Raw genomic sequence first — 26,971 nt, 5'->3', positions numbered from 1 at the left:
CCGGTTCAGCGGGCCGAGAGCCCTGCAGACCGCCCGTCCATCGCCATGGTAGGTACCCGGGCGGCGGCGGCCCGACCGCGGGTCAGCGGCGGCGGAACGCGGTGCGCAGGGCCGCGTGGGCGGACGGCGGGGCGGCGACGTGGTCGAGGGCGAGGAGCGCGGCGCCGAGGAGCGGGGGGTCATCGGGGACGAGCAGGCGGGCACGCGGCGCGAGGGCGGCGTAGCGGTCCGCGACCGCGTCCATCAGCAGCGGCCGGCGGGCCGCGAGGACGCCGCCGCCGAGGACGACGTCGGCGGGGGCGTCGAGCAGGTCCAGGCGGCGCAGCGCGACCGAGCCGAGGATCGCCACCTCCTCGGCGAGCCGGAGCACCACGCCGCGGGCCACCTCGTCGGCGGCCTCGGCGATGTCGAGCAGGACGGGCGCCAGGGCGGTGAGACGGTCCTGGCCGATCTCGCCGAGGTGGAGGGCGAGGCCCACGTCGATGGCGCGGGCCACGCCGAAGTGGGCGGCGACCGCGGCGGTCAGCGCCGTCTCCGGTCCCCGGCCGTCCTCGCCGCGGATGGCGTGCCACAGGGCCGAGCGGCCCAGCTCCCCGCCGCCGCCCCAGTCGCCGGTGTGGGGGCCGAGGGACGGGAACCGCGCGGTGCGCCCGTCGGGGGCGACGCCCGCGCAGTTGATGCCGGCGCCGCAGACCACCGCGACGCCCCAGCCCTCGGTGCCGGCGCTGCGCAGCAGCGCGAACGTGTCGTTGCCGACCGTCACGCTCGGCGCGGCGCCCCGGGCGAGCAGGAGCTTCTCCAGCCGCTCCTCCTCGCCCGGCAGGTCGACGTTGGCCAGGTAGGCGGCCAGGTGGACGACGTCGCCGGTCCGGACGCCGGCGGCCCGCAGCGCCCTGCCGATGTCGGCCGTCAGCGCGTCGAGCGCGGCGTCGAGCCCGGCGGCCTGCGGGCGGAACCCGTCGCCGCGCACGGTGGCGAGCAGCTCGCCGGCGGTGGTGGCGACGGCCGCGTCGGTCTTGCTGTTCCCGCCGTCGATGGCGAGCAGCACGCCTGCGGCCATCAGGCGGCCCACGGGAGGTGGGCGCGGTTGGCGGCGACCAGGTCGCGGGCCAGGCGCTCGGCCGTGTCCAGCTGGCCCACGAGCGGATGCGCGAGCAGCGCCGCGGCGACCCGGTCCACGCCGCCGCGCAGCGCCGCCTCCAGGGCCAGCTCCTCGTACGCCGACACATGGGCGACCAGCCCGGCGAGCAGTGGCTCCAGGGGCGGGACGGGCAGCGGCACCGGCCCGGACCCGGTGATCCGCGCCGGCACCTCGATGACCGCGCGGTCGTCCAGGAACGGCAGGGTGCGGTGGTTGCGCACGTTGACGACCTGCACGTCGCCGCGACCGCCGATCAGGGACGCGGCCAGCTGCACGGCCGCCTCGGAGTAGAACGCGCCGCCGCGCTCGCCGAGCCGGGCGGGCCTGGTGTCCAGGGCGGGGTCGGCGTAGGCCTCCAGCAGGTCGCGTTCGAGCGCGGCGACCTCCTCGGCCCGCGACGGCGCGCCGCGCTGCTCCCCGACGACGCGGTCGTGCTCGTAGAAGTAGCGCAGGTAGTAGGACGGGACGGCGCCGAGCGCCTGGAGGAACGGGGCGGGAAGGCCGGAGATCGCGGCGAGGTCGCCGGGGTGCCGGTCGAGCAGGTCCGGCAGGACGTCGTGCCCGTCCAGCTGGACCGACCGCACCCAGGTGAGGTGGTTGAGCCCGGCGTGGCCGAGGCCGACCCGGGCGGGGGGGACGTCCAGCAGCGCCGCCGCGCGCCGCTGGAAGCCGATCGCGACGTTGCACAGGCCGACCGCGCGGTGCCCGGCGTCCAGCAGGGCGCGGGTGACGATGCCGACCGGGTTGGTGAAGTCGATGATCCAGGCGTGCGGGGCGCGGGCGGCGACGCGCCCGGCGATGTCCAGCACGACCGGGACGGTGCGCAGCGCCTTGGCGAGGCCGCCGGCGCCGGTCGTCTCCTGCCCGACGCAGCCGCAGGCGAGCGGCAGCGTCTCGTCGACGTGCCGGGCCGCCTGCCCGCCGACGCGCAGCTGGAGCAGGACGATCGTCGCGTCCGTGACCGCCGCGTCCAGGTCGCCGGTGGTGACGACGCGGGCGGGATGGCCGGCGCGGGCGAGCATCCGCGCGGCGAGCCCGCCGACGAGCTCCAGCCGCCGGGCGTCGGGGTCGGCGAGCACCAGCTCCGACACCGGCAGGGCCGCGTGCGCCCGCGCGAGCCCGTCGACCAGTTCGGGGGTGTAGGTGGACCCGCCCCCGATGACCGTCAGCTTCAACCCTTCACTCCCGTCAAGGTCACGCCCTGGATGAACACGCGCTGGGCGAGGAAGAACACCACCAGCACCGGCAGGATCGTCAGCAGCGTCGCGGCCATGGTGAGGTTCCACTCGACGTGGTGGGCGGCGCGGAACGTGGCGACGCCGATGGCGAGCGTCCAGTGGTCGGGGTCTGCGTACACCAGCGGCCTGAAGTAGTCGTTCCAGCAGTAGAAGAACTGGAACAGCGCCACCGCGGCCAGGGCGGGCTTCGCCATCGGCAGGACGACCCGCAGCATCGTGCGCAGCTCGCCGCAGCCGTCCACGCGGGCGGCGTCGGCGTACTCGCGGGGGATCGTCACCAGGAACTGGCGCAGCAGGAAGATCGAGAACGCGTCCCCGAACAGCTGCGGGATGATCAGGGGCCACAGCGTGCCGGTCAGCCCGAACCGGGCCCAGACGATGTACAGCGGCACCATGGTGACCTGCGGCGGCAGCATCATCGCCGAGATCACCACGACGAGCGCCAGGTTGCGGCCGCGGAACCGGAACCGGGCCAGCGCGTACGCCACCGGGACGCTGGAGACCAGCATGAACAGCGTGGACAGGCCCGCGTACACGGTGCTGTTGACGGTCCAGCGGATCATGTCGCCGCTGAACACCTCGGCGAAGTTGGCGAGGTGCGGGCCGCGCGGCCACAGGTCGCCGCTCAGTGCCTGCCGGTCGGTCATCACGGCGGTCAGCAGCATGAACGCCAGGGGCGCCAGGAACATCACGCCGATCGCGACGGCGGTGGCGTGCACGGCGAGCCACAGCAGCGCCCGGCGGGCGCGCCCTCCCGGGATCATTGCGCCTCCTCTCCGGCGAACGCGCGGAACCGGCGGAGCAGGAACACGGTGAACGCCATCGCGGTGGCGAACATGACGAGCGCCAGCACGCACGCGTAGCCCATGTTGAACTGGCGGAACCCCTGGTCGTAGAGCCACTGCGGGAACGTCAGCGTCGAGCCGTCGGGGTAGCCGGGGGAGTACTGGACGCCGGGCAGGTCGGCGCGCCCGGAGGCGACCTTGCCCGCCACCATCGGCTGCGTGAAGTACTGCAGCGTCTCGATGACGCCGGTGACGGCGGAGAACGCCAGGACGGGGGACACGGTCGGCAGCGTGATGTGCCGGAACCGGGCCCAGGCGCCGGCGCCGTCGATCGCGGCCGCCTCGTACAGCGACGCGGGCACGTTCAGCAGCGCCGCCAGCATGATGATCATGACGTCGCCGACCGCCCACAGACCGAGCAGCGTCAGGCCGGGCTTGGCCCAGGCGGCGTCGTTGAAGAAGTCGGGCAGCGGGATCCCGAGGCGCGCGGAGAGGGCCGGGAAGGGGCCGGTGCCGGGGTTCAGCAGGAACACGAACGCGACCGTGGCCGAGACGGGCGGGACCAGGTACGGCAGGTAGAGGATCGAGCGCAGCACGCCCGCGCCCCGCTTGATCCTGGTGAGCAGCTGGGCGACGCCGAGGCCGAACAGCACCCGCAGCGGGACGAGCACGGCGACCAGCCACAGCGTGTTGCGCATCGCCGTCCAGGCGTCGCGGTCGTGCAGCAGGTAGGTGTAGTTGTCGAGGCCGACGTACTCCAGCGTGAACAGGTTGTAGCGGGTGAAGGAGAAGTAGACGGTGGCGGCGAGGGGGTAGACGAAGAACAGGCCGAACCCGGCGAGCCAGGGGGACAGGAACGCCAGGACCCGGAGCCGCTGTCGGCGGCGCGCCCGCGCCGCCGACGTCCCGCCCCGCGCCCGGGGGAGCGGGAGGCGCAGTGAGCCGGATGCCACGGTCAGCCTCCGGCGAGCTTGAGGGAGTCGTCGACCTCGCCGTCGAGCTTCCTCAGCGCCCGGCCGAGGTCGCTCACCCTGCCGGGCTCCCACTCCTCCTGGGTGAACTTCTCGAACCGGACGATGTAGTCGTTGCCGTTCGGCGTCGGCGGCGTGGTAGAGCTGTTGGGGTTCTTGAAGACGTCCAGGAACGTCCGGAACTGCGGCGGCAGTGTCAGCTTCGGCGACGACAGCGCCGGGATCGTGGAGGGAACGTTGGCGAGCGCGTTGGCGAAGGTGACCAGCGCGCCGGTGTCCGTGGTGAGGTACCGGACGAACTCCCAGGCCGCCGGGGCGTGCTCGGCGCCGCGCGGGATCCCGACGACGGTGCCGGTGATGAACCCGCCGCCGTAGGCGCTCGCGCGATCGTCGGAGACGGGGACGGGCGCCGTGCCGTAGTCGAGCCCGGGCGCCTCCTCCTGGATGAACCTGGTGCGCCACTCGCCGTCCACGGCCATCGCCGTCCTCCCCTTCTCGAAGGGGTTGGACGACTCGAACTCCTGGCCCATCGAGCGCAGGAACTTCTTGACGTTGTCGTAGCCGTACCAGTCGATGAGGCTCTTGTTCCACCTCAGGTAGGCCTGGAAGGCGGGGTCGCCGGCGAAGTTGGCCTTGCCGTCGCCGGTCAGCCACGTGACGCCGAACTGCGGGGCCAGGTGCTGGACCTGGTGCTCGTAGTACTGGACGGACGGCATGAAGCCGGCGACCTTGATGGTCCCGTCGGGGGACCGGACGGTGAGCTTCTTGGCGAGCGCGGTCAGCTCGCCCATCGTCTTCGGCGGCTGCTCGCCCTTCATCAGCTTCTTGTTGTAGTAGAGGCCGTAGGCGTCGGCCAGCAGCGGCATCGCGCAGCGGGTGCCCTTGTACTCGGTGTAGCTCCGCACCGCCCGCGGGAACTGGTTCAGGTCCAGCCCGGACTTGTTGATGTAGGGCGAGAGGTTCTGCCACGCGCCGCTCTGGCACCACTGCCCGACGCTGTCGGTGGTGAAGGACGACACCACGTCCGGCGGGTTCCCGCCGCGGATGGCGTTGGTGATGCGGTCGTCGGTCTGGCCGTTGACGAGCTTGACGGTGATGGTGGGGTGGGCCTTGTTGAAGCCGGCGACGGCGTCCTGGAAGGCCTTCACCTCGTGCGGGGCGCTCCAGCCGTGCCAGACCTCGATGGTCTGCTTCTCGCCGGACGCCGGGCCCTTGCCGGACTGGTCGCCGCCGGCCGTGCACGCGGCCGCGAGAGCGAGCCCGGCGGCGGCCATGACCGCCGCGAGCCGGCGCGTTGTGGTGGTGGGCACTCCGGTTCTCCTTCGGGGGTGGGGAACGGCGTGGTGGAGGACGGCATGCGGGGAGGGTCAGGGGACGGTGGTGGTGAAGACCTCGTCGCGGGTCTCCTGGAGCGCCTGCTGGAGGGCCCCGGCCAGGACGGGGTTGCCCTGGACGGTGCTCAGCCGCACCTCGGGGCGCGGGATCGTCAGGCTGTGCAGGTGCTGTTCGACGCGCGCGCGGAGCGGTTCGCCGCCGGCGCGCAGGACGTCGCCGGTGAGGACGACGAGCGCGGGGTCGATGACGGCCACGACCGTGGCGAGCGTGGCGCCGAGCCTGGTGGCGAGCTCGGTGAGGGCGCGTTCCGCGCGGGCGCCCGCGTCCGTGGCCGTGCGCCTGCCCGCGGTCTCCACGTCGGCCGCGGCGCGGCTGAGCGCGGTGGCGGCGTCCCGTCCGCGGAAGCCGTGCTCGCGCATCAGCCTCAGTACGGCCGCGCCGCCGGTGAGGCTGTGCACGCCGCCGGTGTGGGTGCGGCGCACGTCCCGCATGAGCGGGGCGCCCACCGCGGGCATGTAGCCGATCTCCCCGGCGCCGCCGGTCGCGCCCCGGTGCAGCGCCCCGTTCAGCACGACGGCCATGCCGACGCCGTCGGCGACCCACAGCAGGACGAAGTCCGCCGCGCCCTCGGCCCGCCCGCGGGCCCGCTCGGCGAGCGCGGCGAGGTTGACGTCGTTCTCGATCGCGACGCGCACGCCGAGCCCGCCGCTCAGGGTGTCCACCAGGTCGGGGATGTGCCAGCCGGGGATGTGCGAGGCGTAGCCGAGGCGGCCGGTGGCGGGGTCGACGGCGCCCTGGATGCCGACGACGGCCCGGTCGAGGCGGTCCCGGGTGAGGCCGGCCGCAGCGGCGGCGCCGTCGAGCGCGGCGGCCATCCGGGCCACGACGTCCACGCCGGTGCGGCCGGGCGTGGGCAGGGTGTGCTCGCCGACGACCGTCCCGGCGAGGTCGGCGACGCTGGCGCGGATCCGCGCGGGGGTGACGTCGGCGCCCGCGACGTGGGCGGCGGCGCCGTTGATCCGGTACAGCTCGGCGGTGCGTCCGGGCAGGCCCTCGCGGACGCCGTCGCGGACGACGAGCCCGGCCTGCTCCAGCCGCGCGAGCAGCTGGGAGGCGGTCGGCTTGGAGAGGCCGGTGAGGTCGGAGATCTGCGGCCGGGTCAGCGGCCCCCGGGCCAGCAGCGCCTCCAGCGCGGCGCGGTCGTTGATCGCCCGCAGCAGGCTGGGCGTTCCGGGGACGGGCATGGACACGGCGGCTCCTCCGAGTTAAGAAGGTTTCCTAACTTGGAGGTGAAGGTAAAGACTCCCGCCGATGGCGTCAAGACCCGGGACGGGTCAGGGCGCGGTGACGATGAAGGCGGAGTTGCCGAAGCCGACCTCGTCGCCGGGCCGGACGCGGGCCGGGCCGGTCAGCCGGTACCCGTTCACGCGGGTGCCGTTCATCGACCCGAGATCGGAGATCATCCAGCCCTCGTCCGCGCGGTAGATCTCGGCGTGGAACCGGGAGACGGTGAGGTCGGTGAGGATGAACTGGCAGGCGGGGGCGCGGCCGACGACGATGCGGCCGAGCTCGCGCGGCGGGAGCATGAACCGGGGCAGCCGCGGCGCCCGCCACGCCGCCTCGATCCGCGCGGTCGCCTGCGAGACCGAGGAGATGAGGCCGGTCAGCCGGTTCACGACGCGGTTGCCGGTCGGCAGGTCGTGCACGATGTCGGCCAGCTCGGCCTTGCTGCGCGCCTGCAGCACCTGGTCGACACGGCGCTCGAACGTCTCGTTCGACATCCGGCCCTCGGCCACGCGGTCGCTGAGGACGCGCAGCACCCGGTCCCGTTCCGTGTCGGACGCTCTCACCGGGAATGAGGGCTGACCGTCCATAGCTGTGAGTATCCAGTCCCCGTCGTCGGCTGTCCAGAAAGGCCCGTCGGGCCGAGGGCGGGCGATCGCCCTCACCCGCCCTCCACCTTTCGACGCCGTCCCATCCCCGGAAGTTCGGGGAGGAACGGCGCCGAACGGACGCCGCGGGGCGCTCAGCGCGACAGCAGGTCGCGGGCGATGTGGGTGACCTGGATCTCGTCGGTGCCGGCGTAGATCTGGAAGGACTTGGCGTCGCGGGCGAGCTGCTCCACGCGGTACTCGCTCATGTAGCCGTTGCCGCCGAACAGCTGCACGGCCTCCTGCGCGACCTCGCTGGCGGCCTGCGCGGCGTACAGCTTCATCGCCGACGCCTCGGCCAGGGTCGGGGTGCGCCCGGCGCGCTGCATCTCGATGTGCCGGAACACCAGGTTCTGCACGTTGAGGCGCGCGACCTCCATCTTCGCCAGCTTGAGCTGGATGAGCTGGAAGTCGCCGATGCGCTGCCCCCACAGCTCCCGGGTCTTGGCGTACTCGACCGACAGCTTCAGGCACTCCTCGATGACGCCGAGGGCCATCGCGGCGACGCCGGCGCGCTCGGTGACGAAGTTCTGGCGGGCCGACTCCTTGCCGCCCTGCGAGCCGGAGGCCAGGAGCCGGTCGGCGCCCGCGCGCACGTCGTCGAGGAACATTTCGCCGGTGGGGGAGGAGTGCAGCCCCATCTTGCGCAGGGGCTTGCTCTGCTCCAGGCCGGGCATGCCCCGGTCGAGGACGAAGGTGAGGATCTCCCGGTCCCGCGGGGCGGCCCCGTTGTCGAGTTTGCAGTAGAAGACGATCGTGTCGGCGTAGGGGCCGTTGGTGATGAAGGTCTTGCCGCCGTTGATGACGTACTCGTCGCCGTCCTTGCGCGCGGTGGCCTGCATCCCGCCGAACGCGTCGGACCCGGAGTTCGGCTCGGTGATCGCCCAGGCGCCGACCTTCTCCATGGTGAGCAGCGGGAGCGCCCAGCGCTCCTTCTGCTCGGGCGTGCCGCGCTTCATGATCGTCCCGGCGGCGAGGCCGAGCCCGACGCCCATCGCCGAGACCAGGCCGGGCGCGACCCTGCACAGCTCGATGACCGGCAGCATCGACATCGCCGCGTTGCCGCCGCCGGGCCGGTCGTCGCCGGACTCCTCGGCGCCGGCGGCCTCACCCGGGCCCCCGCGTTCCCTGGCCAGCCGGGCGTGGAAGGACGAGCGGGCCATCTCGTCCATCCCGAACGTCTTGTAGAGGCTGCGGAGCAGGTCGTAGGGCGGCAGCTCGCCCGACTCCAGCGCGTCCAGGTTCGGGCGGACCTCCGCGTCGATCCAGCCGCGCACCGCGTCCCGGATCATCAGGTCTTCCTCGGACCACTCGATCATGCTCTGTCCCGCCCTCTCGACACCCGCCGCGTACCGGGCCCATCCAAGCAGAGATTGAAAGCGAGCACTTATTCGGGGGCCGCTAGCCGAGATGGACGACGTCGGCGAGGACGCCGCCGTCCGCCGTGAGCCGGTCGGGCGCGGGGCTGTCGTAGACGACGAGAAGACGGGTGCCGGGCTCGTCCAGCACGGCGATGCCCTCGGCGTGGTCGTCGCCGTCGCCATGGGGCAGTTCGCCCAGTTCCACCAGTTCGTCGGCCGTGACGATCTCACCGGCGTCGGCGCGGGCCGCGCCCGCCCAGCGCACGAGGCGCACCGGGCCGTCCAGGTCCATGCTCGGCCCGGTGAGCAGCAGCAGATCGTCGCCGTGCGGGCACAGGTCGCGGATCCCGAGGCCGCCGAGGTCCAGGAAGTGGGTGCGGTAGGGCTCGCCGTCGTCGCCGACGGGCAGCGCCCGCAGGCGCCGCGGGTCCCTCGGGTGCGGGGCGGGGCGGATCTCCACCAGTACCGCCCAGCCGCGCAGCACGGGCCCGCGCAGCCCGATGTAGAGGCGGTCGCCGTGCACGGCGACGCCCTCGATGTCCAGGCCGTTGTCCTTGCTCGGGATGGGCAGGAACGGCGCTAGGTGCGGGTCGTCGGCCAGCAGGTCGGCGATGGAGTCCTTGTCCAGGCCGAGGACGGCCGCGGTGCGGTCGCCGTCCTCGGGGACGGCGCGGGGCAGCCCGTCGTCGCCGGTCACCAGGGGGATGCGGGCCAGGATGAAGCGGTTGTCCTCCCGCACGACGGTGGCGAGGCGCTTGCGCGCCTTGGCGTCGCCGTTCCCCGGCTTGATCTTCTTGCGCTTGAGGCTGTGCGAGCCGATCGCCCACAGCCACCCGTCGGCGCGGGCGAGGCCCTCGATGTCGGCCTCCTCGTCGGGCCCGGCCGGGAGCGGGACGAGGTCGGCGAGGGCGACCGTGACCTGCCCGCCGTAGCCGGTGACGAGCCCGTCCTCGCCGGTGACGGCGGTGAGCCGCTCGATGGTGGCGGTCTCGTCGCCCGCCACCCACAGGCAGCGGCCGTCCTGGCGCACGGCGGACAGGTTGACGTGCGTCTCGGCCTCACGGCTCTCCTGGCGAAAGCGCAGCTCGACCCGGCGTTCCACGATCATTAGGGCATGCTCCCACAGCCGCGCGAACCGGGGCGTGCGCGGAACGGTCCAGAACCGGCCCTCAGACGTCCCAGAGGACGTCCAGCCGCGCGGGCTTGCGGAACACCAGCCCGTGCGGCCGGGCTGGCCGGGAGGGATCGAGCCGCAGCCCGGGCAGGCGGTCCAGCAGCGCGGTGAGCGCGGTGCGGGCCTCCATCCGGGCCAGGTGCGCGCCGAAGCAGAAGTGGGGCCCGTGCGCGAACGCCAGGTGCTCGGCGGCGTTGCGGCGCCGCACGTCGTAGCGGTCGGGGGCGGGGAACACCGAGGGGTCGCGGTTGGCGCCGGCGATCGACACCCGCACGAGGTCGCCCGCCCGGACCGCCGCCCCGCCGAGCTCGGCGTCGCGGGCGGCGTACCGGTCGACGACCGAGGCCGCGGGCTCCAGCCGCAGCGACTCCTCGATGGCGGCGGGCAGCAGCTCCGGGTCGTCCAGGACGAGCCGGAGCTGGTCCGGGTGCCCGAGCAGGTGCAGCGCGGCGTTGGCGATCATCCCTTCGGTGGTGTCGATGCCGCCGAACATCAGGATCGCGGCGTTGGCGACGACCTCGGCGGTGCCCAGGTCGGCGCGGGCGGCCTCGGCCAGCAGCGACCCGGGGCGGGCCGCGGCGATCGCCTCCTCGACCGCCGCGCGCAGCAGCCGGTACGCCTCGTCCGCGCGCGCGGGCGCCGCGCCGCCCGCGGTGATGGCGGACACGGCCTCCACGAACGCGCCGTACCAGGAGCGGACGGTCGCGGCGTCCACCCCGTGCAGCCCGAGGGCCTCGGTGACGACCGCGACGGCGAGCGGCCCGGCCAGCTCACCGCGCAGCTCGGCGTGGCCCGCCGGCGCCAGGGCGCCGACGAGCCGGTCGGTCTCGGCCTGGACGAACGCGGTGAACCGCTCCCGCGTCCGCGCCGGTCGGAACGGCCGGGCGAACGCGTCGCGGTGCCGCGTGTGGACGGGGCCGTCCAGCGACAGCATGCTCGGCCCGACGACCTGCGCGGTGGAGAAGCGCGGGTCGTCCACGGTGTAGGCGGCCGCGTCGCGCATGACCTCCAGCGCCGGGCCGCGGGCGGTCACCAGCCAGCCGCCCAGCGCGGGCAGCCAGGAGACGGGCTCGTGCTCGCGGAGGCGGGCCAGGTGCGGGTGCGGGTCGTCCTCCAGGGCGGCTGCCGTCACCGACGCGCCGAGGGGGAAACGGGAGGTCAGGTCGAGGGTCACCCGCGCCAGTCTATTCCGCCACGTTTCGGATCTACAACGTAAAGGCGCCGGGCCGGTGGCTCAGGCCGTCTGCGACCGCTCCCGCCACCAGTTCTGACCCTCCTCCGGCAGCGTGTAGATCGGGTCGTGGTACTCGTAGCGCCGGGTCAGCGCGTCGGGGTCGGACAGCTCCAGGCCGGTGCGGTAGTTCTTCGTCCAGTAGGAGATGCCGCGCTCGCGGTCGTAGTCGGCGAGCTGGTGCACCCACCGCTTGCCGACGTAGGGGACGTCGCAGACGATCCGCGGGGTGGCGAAGCCGGGCAGGTAGCCCATGATCGCGTGCTGCAGCCCCTGCGCCTCCCAGACCGCGAGCCGCCAGTGCTCGCTGCTCGGGATCATGTCGCACATGTACAGGTAGTACGGCAGGATCCCGGCCTCGTCGAGCAGCGCGAACGACAGGTCGAGCAGCGCCTCGGGCGTGTCGTTCACGCCGCGCAGCAGGACGCCCTGGTTGCGCACGTCGCGGATGCCGGTGTCGAGCATCGCGCGGGCCGCCTTGGCGACCAGCGGCGTCACCGACTGGGCGGCGTTGACGTGGGTGTGGATCGCGATCTGCACGCCGCGCGCGTTCGCCTTGGTGGCCAGGCGCTCCATCCCGGCGCGGACGTCGTCCTGGAGCCAGTGCTGCGGCAGCCCCATGAGCGCCTTGCTGGCCAGGCGGACGTCGCGGATGTTGTCGATGTCCAGCAGCGAGTCGACGAACGACTCCAGCCGCGCCCACGGCATGTTGGCGACGTCGCCGCCGGAGACGACCACGTCGCGGACGCCGGGGGAGCGGCGCAGGTAGTCCAGCATGGCGCCGAGCCGGTCCGGCGGCTTGATGGTGAACTTGTGCTTGTCGACGTTCGGCGTGGAGTTGCCGACCAGGTCCATGCGGGTGCAGTGCCCGCAGTACTGCGGGCACGTCGGCAGGAGCTCGGCCAGGACCTTGGTGGGGTAGCGGTGGGTGAGGCCCTCGACGGCCCACATCTCGGCCTCGTGCAGCGAGTCGCGGGAGGCGTGCGGGTGGGACGGCCAGTCGGTGCGCCGGTCGCTGATCACCGGGATCATGTAGCGGCGCACGGGATCGGCGTAGAACGCCTCGGTGGAGGAGACGTCCATCGTGTTCAGCATCTGCGGGGGCAGCAGCATCGACATGGTGGCGCGCTCGGCCTGGTCGCGTTCCAGGTCGGCGTAGAAGCGCTCGTCGAGCAGGTCGCCCATGACCCGGCGCAGCTGCCTCACGTTCTTGACGCAGTGGGCGCGCTGCCACTGAGCCGACTCCCACTCGGCCTCCGTGACGTCCCGCCACCCCGGCAGGCGCCGCCAGTCGGGCTCTGTCAGCGGCCGGCGCCGGTAGGCGTACGGCTGGCGCGCGGCCTCCTCGGACTGGAGGGCGTCCGGGTGCAGGGCAGTGGTCATCGGTGACCGCCTCCTCGCCTCACATTGATCGCATAAAAGTCTTGTGTGCCGCCGACGTTACGGGAAGACTTTCGATGAAACCAGTGGTGCCCTGCATATCTTACGTAACTCCACCTGATGTTGGGAGAAAGGCGGCATGGCGATGACCGGAGGCGGGACGGGGACGGCGGTCGGGCTGCACCGGGTGCTGGAGCCCGCGGGCGTCCTCCCGCAGGCCGCGCTCCGGCTGGACGCCGACCCGCGGATCCGGCCGGACGAGGTGCGGATCGGCGTCGAGCGCCTCAACCTGGACGCCGCGTCCTACCGCCAGCTGCACACCGCGCACGGCGGCGACCCGGACGCGATCCGCGCCGAGGTGCTGCGGATCATCGGGGAGCGCGGCAAGATGCACAACCCGGTGACCGGGTCGGGGGGCATGCTCGTCGGCGTGGTCGAGGAGGCCGGGCCGGACTCGCCGCTCGGCCTGAAGCCCGGCGACCGCGTCGCCACCCTGGTGTCCCTCACCCTCACTCCGCTGGCCGTCACCGACGGGCTCGCGGAGTGGGACGGGCGGTCCGAGCAGGTGCCGGCGCGCGGCCACGCGATCCTGTTCGCCCGCTCCATCGCCGCCGTCCTGCCCGACGACCTGCCGGTGCCGCTGGCCCTCGCCGTGATGGACGTGTGTGGCGCCCCTGCCCTCACCCACCGCGTCGTCTCGGCGCGCGAGGACGGCCCCGTGGTGGTGGTCCTGGGCGCCGCGGGCAAGAGCGGGTGCCTGTCGCTGGCCGCCGCGCGCCGCGCCGGTGCGTCCCGGGTGATCGGGCTGGTCCCCACCGCCGAGGAGCGGGAGCGGCTGGCGGCCTCGGGCCTGGCCGACGACGTCGTGCTCGCCGACGCCCGCGACCCGGTGGCGGTCGCGGCGGCCGTCGGCGAGCCGGCCGACGTCACCGTCGTCTGCGTGGACGTGCCGGGCTGCGAGCACGGCGCGATCCTCGCGACCGCGCCCGGCGGCACCGTCGTGTTCTTCTCGATGGCGACCTCGTTCCCGGCCGCGGCGCTCGGCGCCGAGGGGCTGGCCGCCGACGTCACGATGCTCATCGGGAACGGCTACGTCCCCGGGCACGCCGAGACCGCCCTGGAGCTCGTGCGGTCGGAACCCGCGGTGCGTGCGTTGTTCACCTCCCGGACCGGCGCGGATTCGGCAGAATGACCGGGAACATCCCGGCCGCGGCGGGGACCGTCCGATCATCGAGGGAGAGAGCATGGCGAGCATCACCGAGGAGCTGCGCGGGCGGGACCCGAAGGAGCGCCAGGCGCAGATCGTCGACGTCCTGGTCGACGCGTTCTCGGACCTGATGGAGCGCAGCCCCGCCGAGTTCCGCCGCCGCTTCCGCAAGATGGCGTCCGACCCGTTCGCGTTCTACCGGGGCAGCGCCTGCCTGTTCTACGCCGACATCGAGCACGACGACGACCCGTGGGCCGACGAGCGCACGTCCCGCGTGTGGATCCAGGGCGACCTGCACGCGCAGAACTTCGGCACCTACATGAACGACGACGGCGTCTTCGTCTTCGACGTCAACGACTACGACGAGGCCTACGTCGGCCACTTCACCTGGGACGTCAAGCGGCTGGTGGCCAGCCTGGCGCTGCTGGCGTGGCAGAAGGCGATCTCCGACGCCGACATCCGCCGGCTCATCGAGACCTACGTGCGCGCCTACGTCGACCAGGTCCGCAAGTTCGCCGCGCACGCGGGCGACGAGAAGTTCGCGCTGACGCTCGACACCACCGACGGCTACGTCCGCGACGTGCTGGTCGCCGCGATGGGCGGCACCCGGACCGGGCTGCTGAAGGGCATGACCGTCGTCTCCGGTGCCGAGCGACGGTTCCGCGACCGCCCCGGCGTCCGCCGCCTCGACGACGCCGAGCGCGCCGAGGTCGAGGCCGCCTACGCGGAGTACCTGAAGACCATCCCGAAGGAGAAGCGCTTCGGCAGCCTCACCTACGTGATCAAGGACATCGTCGGCGCGTCCGGGTTCGGCATCGGCTCGGCCGGGCTGTCGGCCTACAACATCCTCGTGGAGGGCAACACCCAGGCGCTGGAGAACGACGTCATCCTGTCGATGAAGCAGGGCAACGTCGCCGCGGCCAGCCGGGTCGTCGACGATCCCCGCATCCGCGAGTACTTCCAGCACCACGGGCATCGCACCGCCGTGTCGCGGCGCGCGCTGCAGGCCAACAGCGACCCGTGGCTCGGCCACACCCGGATCGACGGCGTCGGCTACGTCGTGCAGGAGCTGTCCCCCTACGAGGAGGACCTGGACTGGAGCGGCCTCACCGAGCCCGAGGACATGCTGTCGGTGCTCGACGACCTGGGCCGCGCCACCGCCAAGGTGCACTGCGTGTCCGACACCGACTCCGACCACACCCTGGTCGGGTTCCAGGTCGAGGACGCCATCGACGCGGTGATCGGCCGGGACGAGACGGCGTTCGTGGAGGCGATGGTGGCGTTCGGCACCGAGTACGCCGAGATCGTCCGGGAGGACCACACCTACTTCGTGGACGCGTTCCGCAACCACGAGATCCCCGGCCTGTAAGACGGGTCAGGGCCGTCGGGGCGGATCAGGAGCAGCGCGATGTCGTCGTGGCCCGACATCAGGGCCACGACGCCGTCGGCGGTCTCCTCCAGCGTCCCGCCCTGGGAGGCGGCCAGCGCGGAGGCGAGCCGGGCGATGCCATCGTCGAGGGTGCGCATCCGGCTCTCCACCAGGCCGTCGGTGTAGAAGGCGAGCGTCGCGCCCGGCGGGATCGCCGCCGACACCTGCGGGTACTCGGCCGGGTGCTCGTGGCCGGGCACCCCGAGCGGCAGCCCGTGGGAGACGGCGAAGTGCCGTGCGGTGCCGCCGGGGAGGGCCGGCAGCGGTGGCAGTCGCCGCCGAACCCGACCATGCCGCCGCGCCCGCCCCCCGCGGCGGGCGTGGCGGTGAGCGCCGGGTCAGGTTGTGCGCCGGGCTCAGTGCGCGAAGGCGATCGCGGTGCCGGCGCTGATGACGACGGCGATGACGACCAGCACGAGCGAGGAGCGCAGCGGGTTGGGGCGCTGCGGCGGCGCCTTCTTCGGGCGGGGCGCGGTGTGCGCCCGCACCGCTGCGGGCTTCTTGGCCTTCTTGGGCGGTGCGGGCGCAGCCGCTTCGGGCCGCGTGAGCGGGGGCGGGCCCGGCGCGCGTGGAGGCGGGGCCGCCGGCCGGGGTTTCGGCACGGCCACCGGCGGCTCGGGCGCGGGGGGAGGGGGCTCGGGCGGCTCCGGCGGAGACTCCGAAGGCGGTGGAGGCGACGGGGGCTCGGGAGGTTCCGAGCTCTCGGGGGGCGGTTCCGGCGGGGGCGGGGGCGGCGGGGAGATCTCCGAGGGGTCGCAGCCGTTGGTGGAGCCGATGCCGATGACGATCTCGATGTCGACGCACACGCTGATCCCCGGCGTCGGCGTCGGGTGGGCCTGCGCGGAGGCGGGGAACCCGAGCATGACGGCGGGCAGCGTCAGGGCGGGCAGAGCGAGGCCCGGCAGCGTCCGGCTCGGCGGCCTGCGGAGCGGCCGTGCGCGGATCGGCCGCGCCCTGGCCGGGACGGCGGCGGGCGGGGCGGGGCGGGCGCGCATCAGCCGCCTCCCGCGATGCGCTGCAGGTCGGCGTGCAGGCCGGTGAACGCCTCGGGCCCGACGGCGAGGGCGCCGGTGAACACGTGGGAGATGTCGACGGTGAGGTAGGCCCCCGCGGCGAGCAGCGCCGCCATCAGCGACAGCGGCACCAGCGCCATGCCGCGCGGGCGGGCGCCCGCGAGGAACGGCAGCAGCAGGACCACGACGCCGGTGACGAGGGTGACGCCGAGCAGGCCGGCGGGCGGCGTCGTCCGGGCGTCCATGGCGCGCTGCCGCCGCGCCGCGGAGACCTCGCCGAGGTGGTCCAGGACGGCGCTGCGGGCGTCCTTGGCCTCGTCGGTGCCGGCCTGGACGGCGATGACCTCGCGGCGCAGCCCGTCGAGGTCGGCCCAGCCGCGGGCGCTGAGCCGGCCGTTCTTCATCAGCCGCCACTCGGGGCCGCGCACGAGTTCGACGTAGGCGATGAGCCCGTCCTGGACGCGCCGGGCGTCGGCCGCGGGGAGGCGCTGGGCGGCCCAGTACGCCTCGGCGATCGCCTGGCTCTCGGTGTAGGTGTTGGAGCGGGCGGAGTCCGACGTCGTCCACGGCACGACGATGGCGATCGCGAACGCCAGCAGGAACAGTGCGGAGAGCATCGCGCCGGTGTGGGAGGAGGTGGGGCCGTCGGGGGCGGCGTCCTCCGCGCTCCCGCTCGCTCGTCGTACCAGCCGGCTCGCCACGATGACCACGCCGACGGCGCAGGCCGCGGCCACGAAATAAACGATCATGCCCCTCCCGGAATCGGTCCGTCCTTGACCAAGGGTGAGCATAGCTTTACCCAGCGTCGTTACGGGTGGGTTGTCGTGGACCGTCACCTGGGGGTGAGATGACCGCTCGGAGGGGGAAGATGGGGCTGGCTGCCGACGGAAGGTCGCGGGAGATGTGGTGCCAGTTCTTGTGGAATACGGTGTCCATACCGGAAGATCTCCCGTAGTGAACTCGGTATGAAGGATGATTGTTCGGACCGGCCTGAGAGGGGCGGCTGCGTGAGGGGAGACGGCAATGGCGCCGCAGGGAAAGCTGGACCTCGATCCGGAGGCGGTGCGCACCGCCCGGCGCCTGGCCGCCAGGGCCGCCGAACCCATCATCGACATGGCCCGCTCCCACACCACCGTCTCGGTCGAGCGGGCGCTGCTGCGGCTGGCGGGCCTGACCGGCGCCGACGATGAGGGGCGCCCCTGGGCCAACCATCTCGCCGACGCCGTCCGCGACCAGGTCGGCCTGGAGCACGGGCTCGCCCTGCCGGTCTGGGACGCGCTGCTGGCCGGCCCGCACGGCTCCCTGGACGACCTGGCCCGGGCCGCCGCCCGGGGGCGGGTGTCGTTCCGGCTCCCGGCGGGCACCGACGCCGAGCACGCCCGCAAGGCCGCGGGCGAGGCGGCCCGCGGCGGCATGGCGCGCATCGACCGGCGCCGCGCCGAGCGCGACCGGCTGCTGGCCGAGCTGCCCACCCCCGACCGGGCCGACCCGGCCAGGCCGCTGGTCTACCTGATCGTGGCGACCGGCGACATCTACGAGGACATCCCGCAGGCGCAGGCCGCCGCCCGCGAGGGCGCCGACGTCGTCGCGGTGATCCGCTCCACCGGGCAGTCGCTGCTGGACTTCGTGCCCGAGGGCGCCACCCGGGAGGGCTACGCCGGCACCTACGCCACCCGGGAGAACTTCCGGCTGATGCGCGCGGCCCTGGACGACGTCTCCCGCGAGCTCGGCCGGTACGTGCGGCTGACGAACTACGCCTCCGGGCTGTGCATGCCGGAGATCGCGACGCTCGCCGGGCTCGAGCGCCTGGACATGATGCTGAACGACTGCATGTACGGCATCATCTTCCGCGACATCAACCCGCGCCGCACGTTCATCGACCAGCGGTTCTCCCGGCAGATCCACGCCCGCGCCGGCATCGTCATCAACACCGGCGAGGACAACTACCTCACCACCGCCGACGCCGTCGACGCCGCGCACACCGTGGTCGTCAGCCAGCTGCTGAACGAGCGGTTCGGGCACGAGGCCGGCCTCGCCGACGACCAGCTCGGCCTCGGCCACGCCTTCGAGATCAACCCGGCGATCCCCGAGTCGTTCCGGATGGAGCTGGCGCACGCCCAGCTCGTCCGGGAGCTGTTCCCCGGCGCGCCGCTGAAGTACATGCCGCCGACCAAGCACATGACCGGCAACATCTTCGCCGGCTACCTGCTGGACGCGTTCTTCAACCTCGCCGGCGTGATGACCGGGCAGTCGATCATCCTGATCGGGATGATGACCGAGGGCATCCACACCCCCTGGCTGTCGGACCGCGACCTGGCGCTGGAGAACGTCCGCTACGTCCGCGACGCCTGCGGGAACCTCGCCGAGGACTTCATGCCCCGCCCGGACGGGATGCTCGTCCAGCGCGCCAAGCAGGTGCTGTCGGAGTCGGTGGAGCTGCTGGAGCGCATCGCCGACGACGGGCTGCTCGAAGCCATCGCCGAGGGCACGTTCGGCATCACCCGCCGCCCGCCCGACGGGGGCAAGGGCCTGGAGGGCGTCGTCCCGCGCGCCGACGGGTACTTCAACCCCGCCATCGAGATCCTCGACACCGAGGACCCCCACGCCGCCCGCTCCACCGCCGCCGACCAGGAGGTGCCCGCATGACGGTCGAGAGCCCCGGAACCGGTACCGGGACCCAGGCCCCCGCCGAGCCCGCCGACACCCGGCAGGTGATCCGCCCCTACGGCGACACCACCGGCGACGGCATGGTGCAGATGTCGTTCACCCTTCCCGTCCCCGCCGGGAAGCGCGCCGAGGCGGCCGCGCTGCAGCTCGCCGGGAAGATGGGCCTGGACCCGGCCAGCGTCGTCCACGCCAAGCCGATGGGCCCCGACTTCACCTTCTTCATCGTGTACGGCAAGGTGCGGCACCTCATCGACTACGCCTCCATCCCCGTCCCGGAGGAGCGCGCCTACCCGCTGCTGTCCTCCCAGGAGGTGAACCTGGCGATCCGCGAGACGCTGAACCGGCGGCTGGTGGTGGTCGGGGCCTGCATCGGCACCGACGCCCACACCGTCGGGATCGACGCGATCCTCAACGTCAAGGGGTTCGCGGGGGAGAAGGGGCTGGAGTACTACCGGGAGATCCAGGTCGTCAACATGGGCGCCCAGGTCACGGTCGAGGAACTGGTGGAGCGCGCGAAGGCCGAGGACGCCGACGCCGTCCTGGTGTCCCAGGTCGTCACCCAGCGCAACGCCCACCTGCACAACACCAAGCAGATGGCCGCGGCGTTCCACGCCGAGTACCCGACCGCAGTGGCCGGGGGCATGGGGCGGCCCCTGCTGGTCGTCGGCGGCCCCCGCTTCGACACGGTCACCGAGGCCGACCTCGGCGTCGACCGCATCTTCGGCAAGGGCACCACGCCCGCCGAGGTCGCCAGCTACCTCGTGCACGCCCTGCTCCCCGGCGAGCACCGGCCCACGACGATGGAGGAAGAGTGAGCGACCCCCGCGAGGGACTGACCGTCACCCACCGCCGCTACATCCCCTACTCGCACGCCCACTACGCCGGCGACCTGGTCGACGGCGCCTACGTGCTGGGCCTGTTCGGGGACGTGGCCACGGAGCTGTGCGTCCGCACCGACGGCGACGAGGGCCTGTTCGCCTCCTACTCCGACGTGCAGTTCCGCGCGCCGGTCCGGGCCGGGGACGTCCTGGAGACCACCGCCGTGCTGGCCCGCGCCGGCACCCGCAGCCGCGTGATGGACTTCGAGGCCCGCGTGGTGTGCCGGGGCCGGCCGGACAAGGGCGAGTCGGCGGCCGAGGCGCTGGCCGAGCCGATCGTCGCGGTCACCGCGACCGGGACCGTCGTGGTCTCGGCCCAGGGAGGCTGACCGGCGGCTCCGCACCATCGAAGCCATGATCGATCAGGCGCCGGCGAAATCGCCGAACGCCCTGATCATGGTGTTGAGCTGGGACAACATGGAGTAGCCGCAGAACATGCGGCGGTTGACAAGGTGGCGGAAGCCGGTAGTTTTGCTGCAGTCCAGCACGGGACTCACCGATCGGCCGCCCGAGGGGCCGCCGGGCGCCGCGCCGCGACGGGGACGGGGATCACGCCAGTGGTCGGCATCGTGCCCGCCCGAGCCAGCGCGGTGATCCGGGGCCGTGTCCGGGCGGAGCCGTCCGATCGCGCGGGGGGTTGGACCCGGGAAGGGCCCGGACATCCAGTAGAAAACGGAGCCTCGTTCCCACCGCCTGTGGGACGACTCCGGACCGATGGATGTCGCGGGCCCTCCTCCGTGTCCGGCCTCCGTGCCCGGCCCGCGTCCCGCACCTGGTGGACCGGCCGCTTCCCGCCACGACCTGGGCCCCTGGTCGCCGCAGGCGCCCCGGGCCGGTAGCGTTCCGGCAGAGACCCGAATGAACGAGGTGGGACGTGGCCCAGGAGACCCTCCCGGACCGGTCGCCGGCGACGGGGCCGGGCGACGGCCCGGGCGGCGAGCCCGGCACCGGGGCACCGCGCGGGCGGCTCGGCCGCCTGCGCCGCGGCCTGCGCTCCGGCGGCCGCGCGGGCTGGCCCCGCACGCTGCTGGCCGCGGCCGCCGGGCTGGTGATGTGGCCGGCCTTCCCCCCGTTCGACCTCACGCCCCTCGCACCGGTGGGCGTCGCGCTGCTGACCCTCGCGCTGCTCGGCCGGTCCGCCCGCACCGCCGCCTGGCTCGCCTTCGTCGGCGGCGCCGCGTTCTTCGTTCCCGCCCTGGAGGGCATCTCCCGGATCGGCCCGGACGGCTGGATCATCCTCAGCCTCGTCCAGGCCGCCTACTTCCTGCCGCTCGGCGCGGGGATCGCGATGGTCACCCGGCTGCCCGGCTGGCCGGTGTGGACGGCCGCGCTGTGGGTCGGCGAGGAGCTGATCCGCGGCCGCGTCCCCTTCGGGGGGTTCCCCTGGGCGCGGCTGGCCTTCAGCCAGACCGCCACCCCCCTCACCCCGTACGCGTCCGTCGGCGGCGCGCCCCTGGTCACGTTCCTGACGGCCCTGATCGGCGGGCTCCTCGCCTGCGCCGCCGTGGCCGTCCACCGCGCCCGGTCCCAGAGTGCCCGGTCCCAGGGAGCGGACGCCGACGAGCCGCCCCGGACCCGCGGCCGGGCGCTGGTGCCGGCCGCGGTCTGCCTGGCCGCGGTCGGCGCCGTCGTCGGCGGCGGGCTGCTGATCCCCACTCCCGCCGACGGCCGCCCGGTCACCGTCGCGGTCGTCCAGGGCAACGTGCCGCGCCTCGGGCTGGACTTCCTCGGCCAGCGCAAGGCCGTGCTGGACAACCACGTCAAGGCCACCCACGAGCTGGCCGCGCGGGTCCGTGCGGGGCGGCTCGCCAGGCCGCAGCTGGTGGTGTGGCCGGAGAACGCCAGCGACCTGGACCCCTACGCCGAACCCGACGCCTACAACGCCATCGACGGCGCGGTGAAGGACATCGGCGTCCCCGTCCTCGTCGGCGCCCTCACCGACACGCCCGACGGGGAGAAGGTCGAGAACCGCGGCATCGTCTGGGACCCCCGGACCGGCCCGGGCGACTACTACGTCAAGCGGCACCCCGTCCCGTTCGGGGAGTACCTTCCGTTCCGCGACGTCCTCACCAAGCTGATCACCCGGTTCGAGCGGATCCCCCGCGACTTCGCCAAGGGCGACCGCTCGGGCGTGATGAGGCTCGGGCCGGTGGACATCGGCGACGTGATCTGCTTCGAGGTGGCCTACGACAAGGAGGTCCGCGACGTCGCGCGCGGGAACCTGCTGGTCGTGCAGACCAACAACGCCACCTACGGCAAGACCAGCCTGCCGCCCCAGCAGATCGCCATGTCGCGGCTGCGGGCGGTCGAACATGGCCGTACGATCTTGGTAGCCGCGACGAGCGGGATCAGCGCCATCGTCGCCCCCGACGGCCGGATGGTCGACCGGTCCCGGGAGTTCGTCCCCGCCGTCCAGGTCGCGGCCGTCCCGGCGCGCACGGCGCGGACGGCGTCGGACCGGCTGGGGGAGGCGCCGGAGTGGGCACTGGCGCTGCTCGGGCTCGGCGCGGTCTGCGCGGCGGCATGGACAGCCAGGAAGAACGAGGGGAATTGACGCCGATGGAGATCCCAGCCGGCCTCGGCCGGGTGCTCGTGATCATCCCGACGTACAACGAGCGGGACAACATCGAGCGCATCGCCGGGCGGGTGCGCGAGGCCGTCCCGTCGGTGGACGTCCTGGTCGTGGACGACGCGAGCCCCGACGGCACCGGCGAGGCCGCCGACGCGATGGCGGCCGCGGACGAGCAGATCAGGGTGCTGCACCGGCAGGGCAAGGAGGGCCTCGGCCCCGCCTACATCGCCGGGTTCCGGTGGGCCGCCGAGCACGGCTACGACGTCATGGTCGAGATGGACGCAGACGGCTCCCACCAGCCCGAGGAGCTGCCGCGGCTGCTGTCGGCGCTGGAGGACGCCGACCTGGTCATCGGCGCCCGCTGGGTGCCCGGCGGCCGGGTCCGCAACTGGCCGAAGCGGCGCGAGGCGCTGTCGCGCGGCGCCAACACCTACGCCCGGGTGATGCTCGGCATCCCGCTGCACGACTCCACCGGCGGCTACCGCGCGTTCCGCGCCGCGACCCTGGAGAAGATCGGGCTGGAGGGGGTCGACTCGCGCGGCTACTGCTTCCAGATCGACCTGGCGTTGCGGGCCCTGCGGCAGGGGCTGCGCGTGGTCGAGGTGCCGATCACGTTCGTCGAGCGCGTCCACGGGACCAGCAAGATGAGCCGGGACGTGATGGCCGAGGCGGCGCTGCGCATCACCCAGTGGGGGATGAGCGACCGCATCGGCAGGCTCCGCGATCCGGGCTGAGGCGCGCCCGGGGGACGCGCGGGGAAACGAACGGGGCCGTCCCGGCGTTGAACCAGGGGAGAGGCTTTCGACGACCCCGAAGATGGAGCCATGCTGCCGCTGCTGATCGTCCTGGCGTTCCTGCTGGTGCCGGTCCTGGAGATCTTCGTGCTGATCCAGGTCGGCGGGGTGATCGGCGCCTGGCCCACGGTCGGCCTGCTGATCGCCGAGACCGCCCTCGGCGCGTGGATCGTCCGCCGGGAGGGCCGCCGCGCGTGGCGGGCCCTGCAGGAGACGGCGCGGCGCGGGGTGCTGCCCGACCGGGAGGTCGCGGACGCGGCGCTGGTCATGGCCGGCGGCGTGCTGCTGCTGGTCCCCGGCTTCGTCACCGACGTGGTCGGGCTCGCGTTCGTGCTGCCCTTCACCCGCCCGCTCGTCCGCCGCGTCCTGTCGGCGTTCGCGGCGCGCCGGATGCGGGCCGCCGAGGAACGCGCCGCCACCATGTTCCCGCCCGGCGCCGCAGGGTTCGACCCGTTCGGACGGGGGCCCGGGCCCGACCGCGTCGAGACCCCGCCGGGACCGGTGGTCCGCGGCGAGGTCATCCACGACGACAAGGCCGTCGACGAGAACGGCGACAGGACGTCGCGCGCCTGACCGTCAGGCGTCGCGCGCGGCGAGCGCGGCGCCGCCCGCCAGCAGCGCCGCGGCCGTGTAGGCGGCCAGCACGCCGAGGCCCTCCCACGGCCCGATCGGAAGCCTGTCCACGCCCCGCGTCGCCTGGACGGCGAGCCCCGCCGTCATCGGCGCGGCCTTCTCCAGGCGCTCCCGCCACGCCTCGTCGCCGACCAGCCGGGTGACGACCGGCACGATCCACAGCAGCGCCAGGACCGCGCTGATCGCCGCCGCGGGCTCGCGCAGCAAGGTCCCCACGCCCAGGGCCAGCAGTGCCACCAGCACGAGGTAGAGGACGGTCCCGGCGGCCGCGCGGGCGGTGGGGCCGTCGGCGAGGGACAGCGGCGGGTAGCCGTTCGCCTCCGTGAAGCCGTTGCCGGGCAGGACGCCCCGCCCCGCCGCCAGCGACGCCAGCACCCCGGCCGTCCCGCCCGCGGCGACGAGCCCCGCCACCACGGCGGCCTTGGCGGCCAGCACGGTGATCCGTCCCGGTACCGCCGCCAGGGTCGCGGCGATCGTTCCCGCGGTGTACTCGCCCCCGACCGCCAGGACGCCGAGGACCACCGCGGCCACCTGCCCCAGTTGCACGCCCGACAGCGCCAGCTTCGGCGTGTCCTCCACGCACCCGGCGGGCGTCGTGCAGTGCGAGGTGTCCACCGTCCCGGTCACCGCCGCGCCCACCGCGGCGACCAGGACCGCCAGCGCCGGTGCGAGCCACGCCGTGCTCGGCACCGTGCGCAGCTTCGTCCACTCGGCGTGCAGCGCGTGCAGGCCCGTCCACGCCGGGCCGGTCATGCGTCCCGCCTCTCGACCAGCCAGGCGGCCGCGGCCAGGGCGACCGCCGTGTACGCGCACAGCACCCCGAGCCCCGCCCACGGGTCGATCGCCCGGTCGAACCGGTCGACGGTCTGCTGGATCGCGAATCCGGCCGCCGGGGTGAGGCGCTCCAGCCACCGCGCCGCCGACAGCGGCAGCCCGGTCGCCACGATCTGCGGGACGAGCAGGAGCAGCAGCACGATCGTGATCGCGGGCGCGCCGCGCCGCACGATCACCGCGACCGCCAGCGAGAACACGGCGATCACGGCGAACAGCGCCCCCGTGCCGGCGACCGCGCGCAGCACCGCACCGTTGGTCAGGGACGGCGTCGCCAGCCCGTGCGAGCGCATCACCGGCCCGGCGAGCAGCACCGCCCCGAACGCCGCCGCCAGCCCCGCCGCCAGCGACGCCAGGCCCGCCACGACGGCCTTGGCCGCCAGCACCCGGCCGCGCCGGGGGGCGGCCGCGAACGTCGTGCGCAGCATCCCGCGCCGGTACTCGGCCGTCACGAACAGCACCGCCAGCGTCACGATCGCCACCTGCCCGATCAGCGCGCCGGTGAGGGTCGTCTTGGTGACGTCGTGGGCGAACGCGTCGGGTCCCACATCGCCCGTGCCCTTCAGCGTCATCGTCGCTCCGGACCCGGTGCGGCCGTCCAGGGAGGGGTCGGCCGCCGGACCGCCCGGGGCGCCGCGGTCCCGCCACGCGGCGCCCGGCTGCGCCGGAGCCACCGCCACCTGGTCGAACGTCGCCCGGGTGGCGGAGGGCTGCCCGGAGACGCTCTCACCGCCGAACATCCGCCGCACCTCGACCTTGTCCGGGGCGGCCACGAACACGCCCGCCAGGGCCGTGCGCGGCAGCCCCTCCAGCCGGAGGGACCCGACGCGGCGCCAGTCGCGGCCGTCGGCCGAGGCGTAGCCCGTGACGGACGTCCCGGCGCGGGTCAGCCTGAGCCAGCGCGGCACGGTGCCCGTCCCGCCGCCGGCGCCGCCCTCCTTGTAGCCGCTCTGGAGGCGGACCCCGTGCCCCGGCGTCACCACCAGCGCCGCGTACGGGGTGCCGCTCCGCGTGCTTCCCCTGACCATGAGGCCGGCCTTGGCCCACGCGCCGCCGCCCTGCTGGGAGGTGACCCGCGCGACGACCGAGCCGTCCCCCGCCAGCGGCCGGTAGGTGTAGTGGCCCAGGTCGAAGGCCTCCAGCCGCGCCGGGTCGGACGACCCGTCCCCGTGGCCGGTGGACTGGCTGCCCGCCGCCGCCAGCAGCGCCACCAGCACGGTCAGCAGCACCGACGCCAGCAGGGCCAGCATCCAGCGGCGGACGGTGCGCAGCTTGGTCCACTCGGCGACCAGCAGCCGCCCGAATCCGTCGCGGGCCCCGTCGTGGACCGCGCTGCGGTACGGCGCCGCCGCGGTGGGCCCCGGGGCGCTCACCGGGACTCCCGCCCCTGCGCGGCCTGGAACTCCACCGCGTCCCGGGTCAGCTCCATGTAGGCCTCCTCCAGCGACGCGCGGTGCTCGCCGACGCCGCTGAACCCCACCCCGGCCCCGGTGAGGACGGCGATGACCCGCTCGGCGGCCAGTCCCGTGACAATGACGGCGTCCGGGCCGGACGCCGTCACCGTGGCGCTCGCGCGGGCCAGGGCGGTCATGGCCTCCCGGCGCTCGGCGGTGCGCACCTCGACCCGGCCGCCGGACGCGGCCTCCAGCAGGTCCTTGACCCTGGTGTCGGCGATCAGCCGGCCCCGCCCGATCACCACCAGGTGGTCGGCGCCGCCCTCCAGTTCGCCCATCAGGTGGCTGGAGACCAGCACGGCGCGTCCCTCTGCGGCGAGCGACCGCAGCAGCCCCCGGATCCAGGTGACGCCCTCGGGGTCCAGGCCGTTGACCGGTTCGTCGAACATGAGCACCGGCGGGTCCCCGAGCAGCGCCGCGGCGATCCCGAGGCGCTGCCGCATGCCGAGGGAGAAGCCGCCCGCCCGGCGGCGGGCCGCGCTCGCCAGCCCGGTCAGCCCGATCACCTCGTCCACCCGCCGGGCCGGCAGCCCGTTGGCGTGCGCGAGCCACAGCAGATGGTCGCGGGCGCGGCGGGCCGGGTGGAGCGCGGACGCGTCCAGCATCGCCCCGAGCCGGCACAGCGGCGCCCGCAGCGACCGGTAGGGCCGGCCGCCGACCAGCGCCGTCCCGCCGTCCGGCCGGTCCAGCCCGATGATCATCCGCATGGTGGTGGACTTGCCGGCGCCGTTCGGGCCGACGAACCCGGTGACCTGCCCGGGGCCGACGGTGAACGACAGGTCGTCCACGGCGAGGGTGGGCCCGTACCGCTTGCGCAGGCCCCGCACTTCGATGGTTGCCTCCATGGACCGGGAGGTTACGGAGCGCCGCGGCCCCGGGTCATCACGCCGGGGAGGAGTCTTGGCGGGTCCGGGCCGGGGGACCGGGCGTCCCTCGCGGGAGGGAC

25 protein-coding genes are annotated in these 26,971 nt (G+C 74.0%); 8 read left to right on the top strand and 17 right to left on the bottom strand.

The window, feature by feature from the left end:
- Positions 1-82: 82 nt before the first annotated feature.
- From AB0H37_RS11490 to AB0H37_RS11440, 11 genes are all read right to left on the bottom strand, one after another.
- Positions 83-1,060 (bottom strand): BadF/BadG/BcrA/BcrD ATPase family protein, encoded by a 978-nt coding sequence (locus AB0H37_RS11490; protein WP_360612317.1) that lies wholly within the window; start codon positions 1,058-1,060, stop codon positions 83-85.
- On the bottom strand, positions 1,060-2,316 hold the full coding sequence (locus AB0H37_RS11485; protein WP_360612316.1) for a 6-phospho-beta-glucosidase: 1,257 nt from the start codon (positions 2,314-2,316) through the stop codon (positions 1,060-1,062). Before AB0H37_RS11485 ends, AB0H37_RS11490 begins: the two co-directional genes overlap by 1 nt.
- Positions 2,313-3,143 (bottom strand): carbohydrate ABC transporter permease, encoded by an 831-nt coding sequence (locus tag AB0H37_RS11480; protein WP_179835127.1) that lies wholly within the window; start codon positions 3,141-3,143, stop codon positions 2,313-2,315. Before AB0H37_RS11480 ends, AB0H37_RS11485 begins: the two co-directional genes overlap by 4 nt.
- Positions 3,140-4,117, bottom strand: coding sequence for a sugar ABC transporter permease (locus AB0H37_RS11475; protein ID WP_360612315.1), 978 nt, complete (start codon positions 4,115-4,117; stop codon positions 3,140-3,142). Before AB0H37_RS11475 ends, AB0H37_RS11480 begins: the two co-directional genes overlap by 4 nt.
- A gap of 2 nt (positions 4,118-4,119) precedes the next feature.
- Positions 4,120-5,445, bottom strand: a complete 1,326-nt coding sequence (locus tag AB0H37_RS11470; protein ID WP_360612314.1) for an ABC transporter substrate-binding protein — start codon at positions 5,443-5,445, stop codon at positions 4,120-4,122.
- Positions 5,446-5,502: 57 nt separating this feature from the next.
- The gene (locus AB0H37_RS11465; protein ID WP_179838737.1) at positions 5,503-6,714 is read right to left on the bottom strand and encodes an ROK family transcriptional regulator; all 1,212 of its coding nucleotides are present in this window, start codon (positions 6,712-6,714) and stop codon (positions 5,503-5,505) included.
- Positions 6,715-6,804: 90 nt separating this feature from the next.
- On the bottom strand, positions 6,805-7,344 hold the full coding sequence (locus AB0H37_RS11460; protein ID WP_179835126.1) for a DUF1707 and FHA domain-containing protein: 540 nt from the start codon (positions 7,342-7,344) through the stop codon (positions 6,805-6,807).
- Positions 7,345-7,496: 152 nt separating this feature from the next.
- Entirely contained in the window at positions 7,497-8,720 is a 1,224-nt protein-coding gene (locus AB0H37_RS11455; RefSeq protein ID WP_360612313.1) for an acyl-CoA dehydrogenase family protein, read from the bottom strand.
- An 82-nt stretch (positions 8,721-8,802) separates the two neighbouring features.
- Positions 8,803-9,870, bottom strand: a complete 1,068-nt coding sequence (locus AB0H37_RS11450) for a DUF3616 domain-containing protein (protein WP_360612312.1) — start codon at positions 9,868-9,870, stop codon at positions 8,803-8,805.
- A 61-nt stretch (positions 9,871-9,931) separates the two neighbouring features.
- A complete protein-coding gene (locus AB0H37_RS11445) occupies positions 9,932-11,110 on the bottom strand; it encodes a cytochrome P450 (RefSeq protein WP_360612311.1) in 1,179 nt (392 codons plus the stop codon).
- 60 nt (positions 11,111-11,170) lie between these two features.
- Positions 11,171-12,550, bottom strand: a complete 1,380-nt coding sequence (locus AB0H37_RS11440) for a lysine 2,3-aminomutase (RefSeq protein ID WP_360612310.1) — start codon at positions 12,548-12,550, stop codon at positions 11,171-11,173.
- A 136-nt stretch (positions 12,551-12,686) separates the two neighbouring features.
- Between AB0H37_RS11440 and AB0H37_RS11435 the strand changes: the two genes are divergently transcribed.
- Together AB0H37_RS11435 and AB0H37_RS11430 are read left to right on the top strand one after the other, a co-directional pair.
- A complete protein-coding gene (locus AB0H37_RS11435) occupies positions 12,687-13,739 on the top strand; it encodes a zinc-binding dehydrogenase (RefSeq protein ID WP_229810323.1) in 1,053 nt (350 codons plus the stop codon).
- Positions 13,740-13,791: 52 nt separating this feature from the next.
- Positions 13,792-15,123 carry a DUF2252 domain-containing protein gene (locus AB0H37_RS11430; protein WP_360612309.1) on the top strand — a complete coding sequence of 444 codons (1,332 nt, stop codon included), beginning with the start codon at positions 13,792-13,794 and terminating at the stop codon, positions 15,121-15,123.
- Here the strand turns inward: AB0H37_RS11430 and AB0H37_RS11425 are convergent.
- The 3 genes from AB0H37_RS11425 to AB0H37_RS11415 form a co-directional block, all read right to left on the bottom strand.
- Entirely contained in the window at positions 15,078-15,446 is a 369-nt protein-coding gene (locus AB0H37_RS11425) for a SpoIIE family protein phosphatase (protein WP_360612441.1), read from the bottom strand. The two genes, AB0H37_RS11430 and AB0H37_RS11425, sit on opposite strands and share 46 nt — an antisense overlap.
- Before the next feature lie 93 nt (positions 15,447-15,539).
- Entirely contained in the window at positions 15,540-16,178 is a 639-nt protein-coding gene (locus tag AB0H37_RS11420; protein WP_360612308.1) for a hypothetical protein, read from the bottom strand.
- The gene (locus tag AB0H37_RS11415) at positions 16,178-16,945 is read right to left on the bottom strand and encodes a hypothetical protein (RefSeq protein WP_329090372.1); all 768 of its coding nucleotides are present in this window, start codon (positions 16,943-16,945) and stop codon (positions 16,178-16,180) included. Before AB0H37_RS11415 ends, AB0H37_RS11420 begins: the two co-directional genes overlap by 1 nt.
- A gap of 274 nt (positions 16,946-17,219) precedes the next feature.
- On the opposite strand from AB0H37_RS11415, the gene AB0H37_RS11410 reads away from it, so the two are divergent.
- The 6 genes from AB0H37_RS11410 (at position 17,220) to AB0H37_RS11385 (ending at position 23,680) form a co-directional block, all read left to right on the top strand.
- Positions 17,220-18,842 (top strand): lysine 5,6-aminomutase subunit alpha, encoded by a 1,623-nt coding sequence (locus AB0H37_RS11410; RefSeq protein ID WP_329090373.1) that lies wholly within the window; start codon positions 17,220-17,222, stop codon positions 18,840-18,842.
- Positions 18,839-19,678: an OAM dimerization domain-containing protein gene (locus AB0H37_RS11405; RefSeq protein ID WP_179835117.1), complete on the top strand. Its 840-nt coding sequence runs from the start codon at positions 18,839-18,841 to the stop codon at positions 19,676-19,678. Before AB0H37_RS11410 ends, AB0H37_RS11405 begins: the two co-directional genes overlap by 4 nt.
- On the top strand, positions 19,675-20,070 hold the full coding sequence (locus AB0H37_RS11400) for a hotdog fold domain-containing protein (RefSeq protein WP_179835116.1): 396 nt from the start codon (positions 19,675-19,677) through the stop codon (positions 20,068-20,070). Before AB0H37_RS11405 ends, AB0H37_RS11400 begins: the two co-directional genes overlap by 4 nt.
- A 545-nt stretch (positions 20,071-20,615) precedes the next feature.
- Positions 20,616-22,295 (top strand): apolipoprotein N-acyltransferase, encoded by a 1,680-nt coding sequence (gene lnt, locus AB0H37_RS11395; RefSeq protein WP_329090374.1) that lies wholly within the window; start codon positions 20,616-20,618, stop codon positions 22,293-22,295.
- Positions 22,296-22,300: 5 nt separating this feature from the next.
- The gene (locus AB0H37_RS11390; protein WP_329090376.1) at positions 22,301-23,047 is read left to right on the top strand and encodes a polyprenol monophosphomannose synthase; all 747 of its coding nucleotides are present in this window, start codon (positions 22,301-22,303) and stop codon (positions 23,045-23,047) included.
- Positions 23,048-23,137: 90 nt separating this feature from the next.
- A complete protein-coding gene (locus AB0H37_RS11385; RefSeq protein ID WP_229810325.1) occupies positions 23,138-23,680 on the top strand; it encodes an FxsA family protein in 543 nt (180 codons plus the stop codon).
- Between the two features lie 3 nt (positions 23,681-23,683).
- On the opposite strand, the gene AB0H37_RS11380 is transcribed toward AB0H37_RS11385, so the two are convergent.
- From AB0H37_RS11380 to AB0H37_RS11370, 3 genes are read right to left on the bottom strand one after another with little or no spacing between them, the layout of a single operon-like run.
- Positions 23,684-24,493 carry an ABC transporter permease subunit gene (locus AB0H37_RS11380; RefSeq protein WP_360612307.1) on the bottom strand — a complete coding sequence of 270 codons (810 nt, stop codon included), beginning with the start codon at positions 24,491-24,493 and terminating at the stop codon, positions 23,684-23,686.
- On the bottom strand, positions 24,490-25,944 hold the full coding sequence (locus AB0H37_RS11375; RefSeq protein WP_360612306.1) for an ABC transporter permease subunit: 1,455 nt from the start codon (positions 25,942-25,944) through the stop codon (positions 24,490-24,492). The genes AB0H37_RS11380 and AB0H37_RS11375 overlap by 4 nt, the downstream gene beginning before the upstream one ends.
- Positions 25,941-26,870: an ATP-binding cassette domain-containing protein gene (locus AB0H37_RS11370; protein WP_179835112.1), complete on the bottom strand. Its 930-nt coding sequence runs from the start codon at positions 26,868-26,870 to the stop codon at positions 25,941-25,943. The genes AB0H37_RS11375 and AB0H37_RS11370 overlap by 4 nt, the downstream gene beginning before the upstream one ends.
- Positions 26,871-26,971 lie beyond the last annotated feature (101 nt).

Origin of the sequence: Actinomadura sp. NPDC023710, assembly GCF_040639875.1 — a bacterium.
Lineage (GTDB): Bacteria > Actinomycetota > Actinomycetes > Streptosporangiales > Streptosporangiaceae > Spirillospora > Spirillospora citrea.
The sequence above is the reverse complement of the archived record's forward strand: the minus strand, read 5'-3'. Positions and strand labels throughout refer to the sequence as shown.

Coding starts and splice junctions, on each gene's coding strand:
- AB0H37_RS11420 (WP_360612308.1), bottom strand. CDS start 16,178: ATGCGCGCCCGCCCCGCCCCGCCCGCCGCCGTCCCGGCCAGGGCGCGG.
- AB0H37_RS11370 (WP_179835112.1), bottom strand. CDS start 26,870: ATGGAGGCAACCATCGAAGTGCGGGGCCTGCGCAAGCGGTACGGGCCC.
- AB0H37_RS11490 (WP_360612317.1), bottom strand. CDS start 1,060: ATGGCCGCAGGCGTGCTGCTCGCCATCGACGGCGGGAACAGCAAGACC.
- AB0H37_RS11430 (WP_360612309.1), top strand. CDS start 13,792: ATGGCGAGCATCACCGAGGAGCTGCGCGGGCGGGACCCGAAGGAGCGC.
- AB0H37_RS11410 (WP_329090373.1), top strand. CDS start 17,220: ATGGCGCCGCAGGGAAAGCTGGACCTCGATCCGGAGGCGGTGCGCACC.
- AB0H37_RS11435 (WP_229810323.1), top strand. CDS start 12,687: ATGGCGATGACCGGAGGCGGGACGGGGACGGCGGTCGGGCTGCACCGG.
- AB0H37_RS11390 (WP_329090376.1), top strand. CDS start 22,301: ATGGAGATCCCAGCCGGCCTCGGCCGGGTGCTCGTGATCATCCCGACG.
- AB0H37_RS11380 (WP_360612307.1), bottom strand. CDS start 24,493: ATGACCGGCCCGGCGTGGACGGGCCTGCACGCGCTGCACGCCGAGTGG.
- AB0H37_RS11450 (WP_360612312.1), bottom strand. CDS start 9,870: ATGATCGTGGAACGCCGGGTCGAGCTGCGCTTTCGCCAGGAGAGCCGT.
- AB0H37_RS11415 (WP_329090372.1), bottom strand. CDS start 16,945: ATGATCGTTTATTTCGTGGCCGCGGCCTGCGCCGTCGGCGTGGTCATC.
- AB0H37_RS11385 (WP_229810325.1), top strand. CDS start 23,138: ATGCTGCCGCTGCTGATCGTCCTGGCGTTCCTGCTGGTGCCGGTCCTG.
- AB0H37_RS11440 (WP_360612310.1), bottom strand. CDS start 12,550: ATGACCACTGCCCTGCACCCGGACGCCCTCCAGTCCGAGGAGGCCGCG.
- AB0H37_RS11405 (WP_179835117.1), top strand. CDS start 18,839: ATGACGGTCGAGAGCCCCGGAACCGGTACCGGGACCCAGGCCCCCGCC.
- AB0H37_RS11465 (WP_179838737.1), bottom strand. CDS start 6,714: ATGCCCGTCCCCGGAACGCCCAGCCTGCTGCGGGCGATCAACGACCGC.
- AB0H37_RS11460 (WP_179835126.1), bottom strand. CDS start 7,344: ATGGACGGTCAGCCCTCATTCCCGGTGAGAGCGTCCGACACGGAACGG.
- AB0H37_RS11480 (WP_179835127.1), bottom strand. CDS start 3,143: ATGATCCCGGGAGGGCGCGCCCGCCGGGCGCTGCTGTGGCTCGCCGTG.
- AB0H37_RS11455 (WP_360612313.1), bottom strand. CDS start 8,720: ATGATCGAGTGGTCCGAGGAAGACCTGATGATCCGGGACGCGGTGCGC.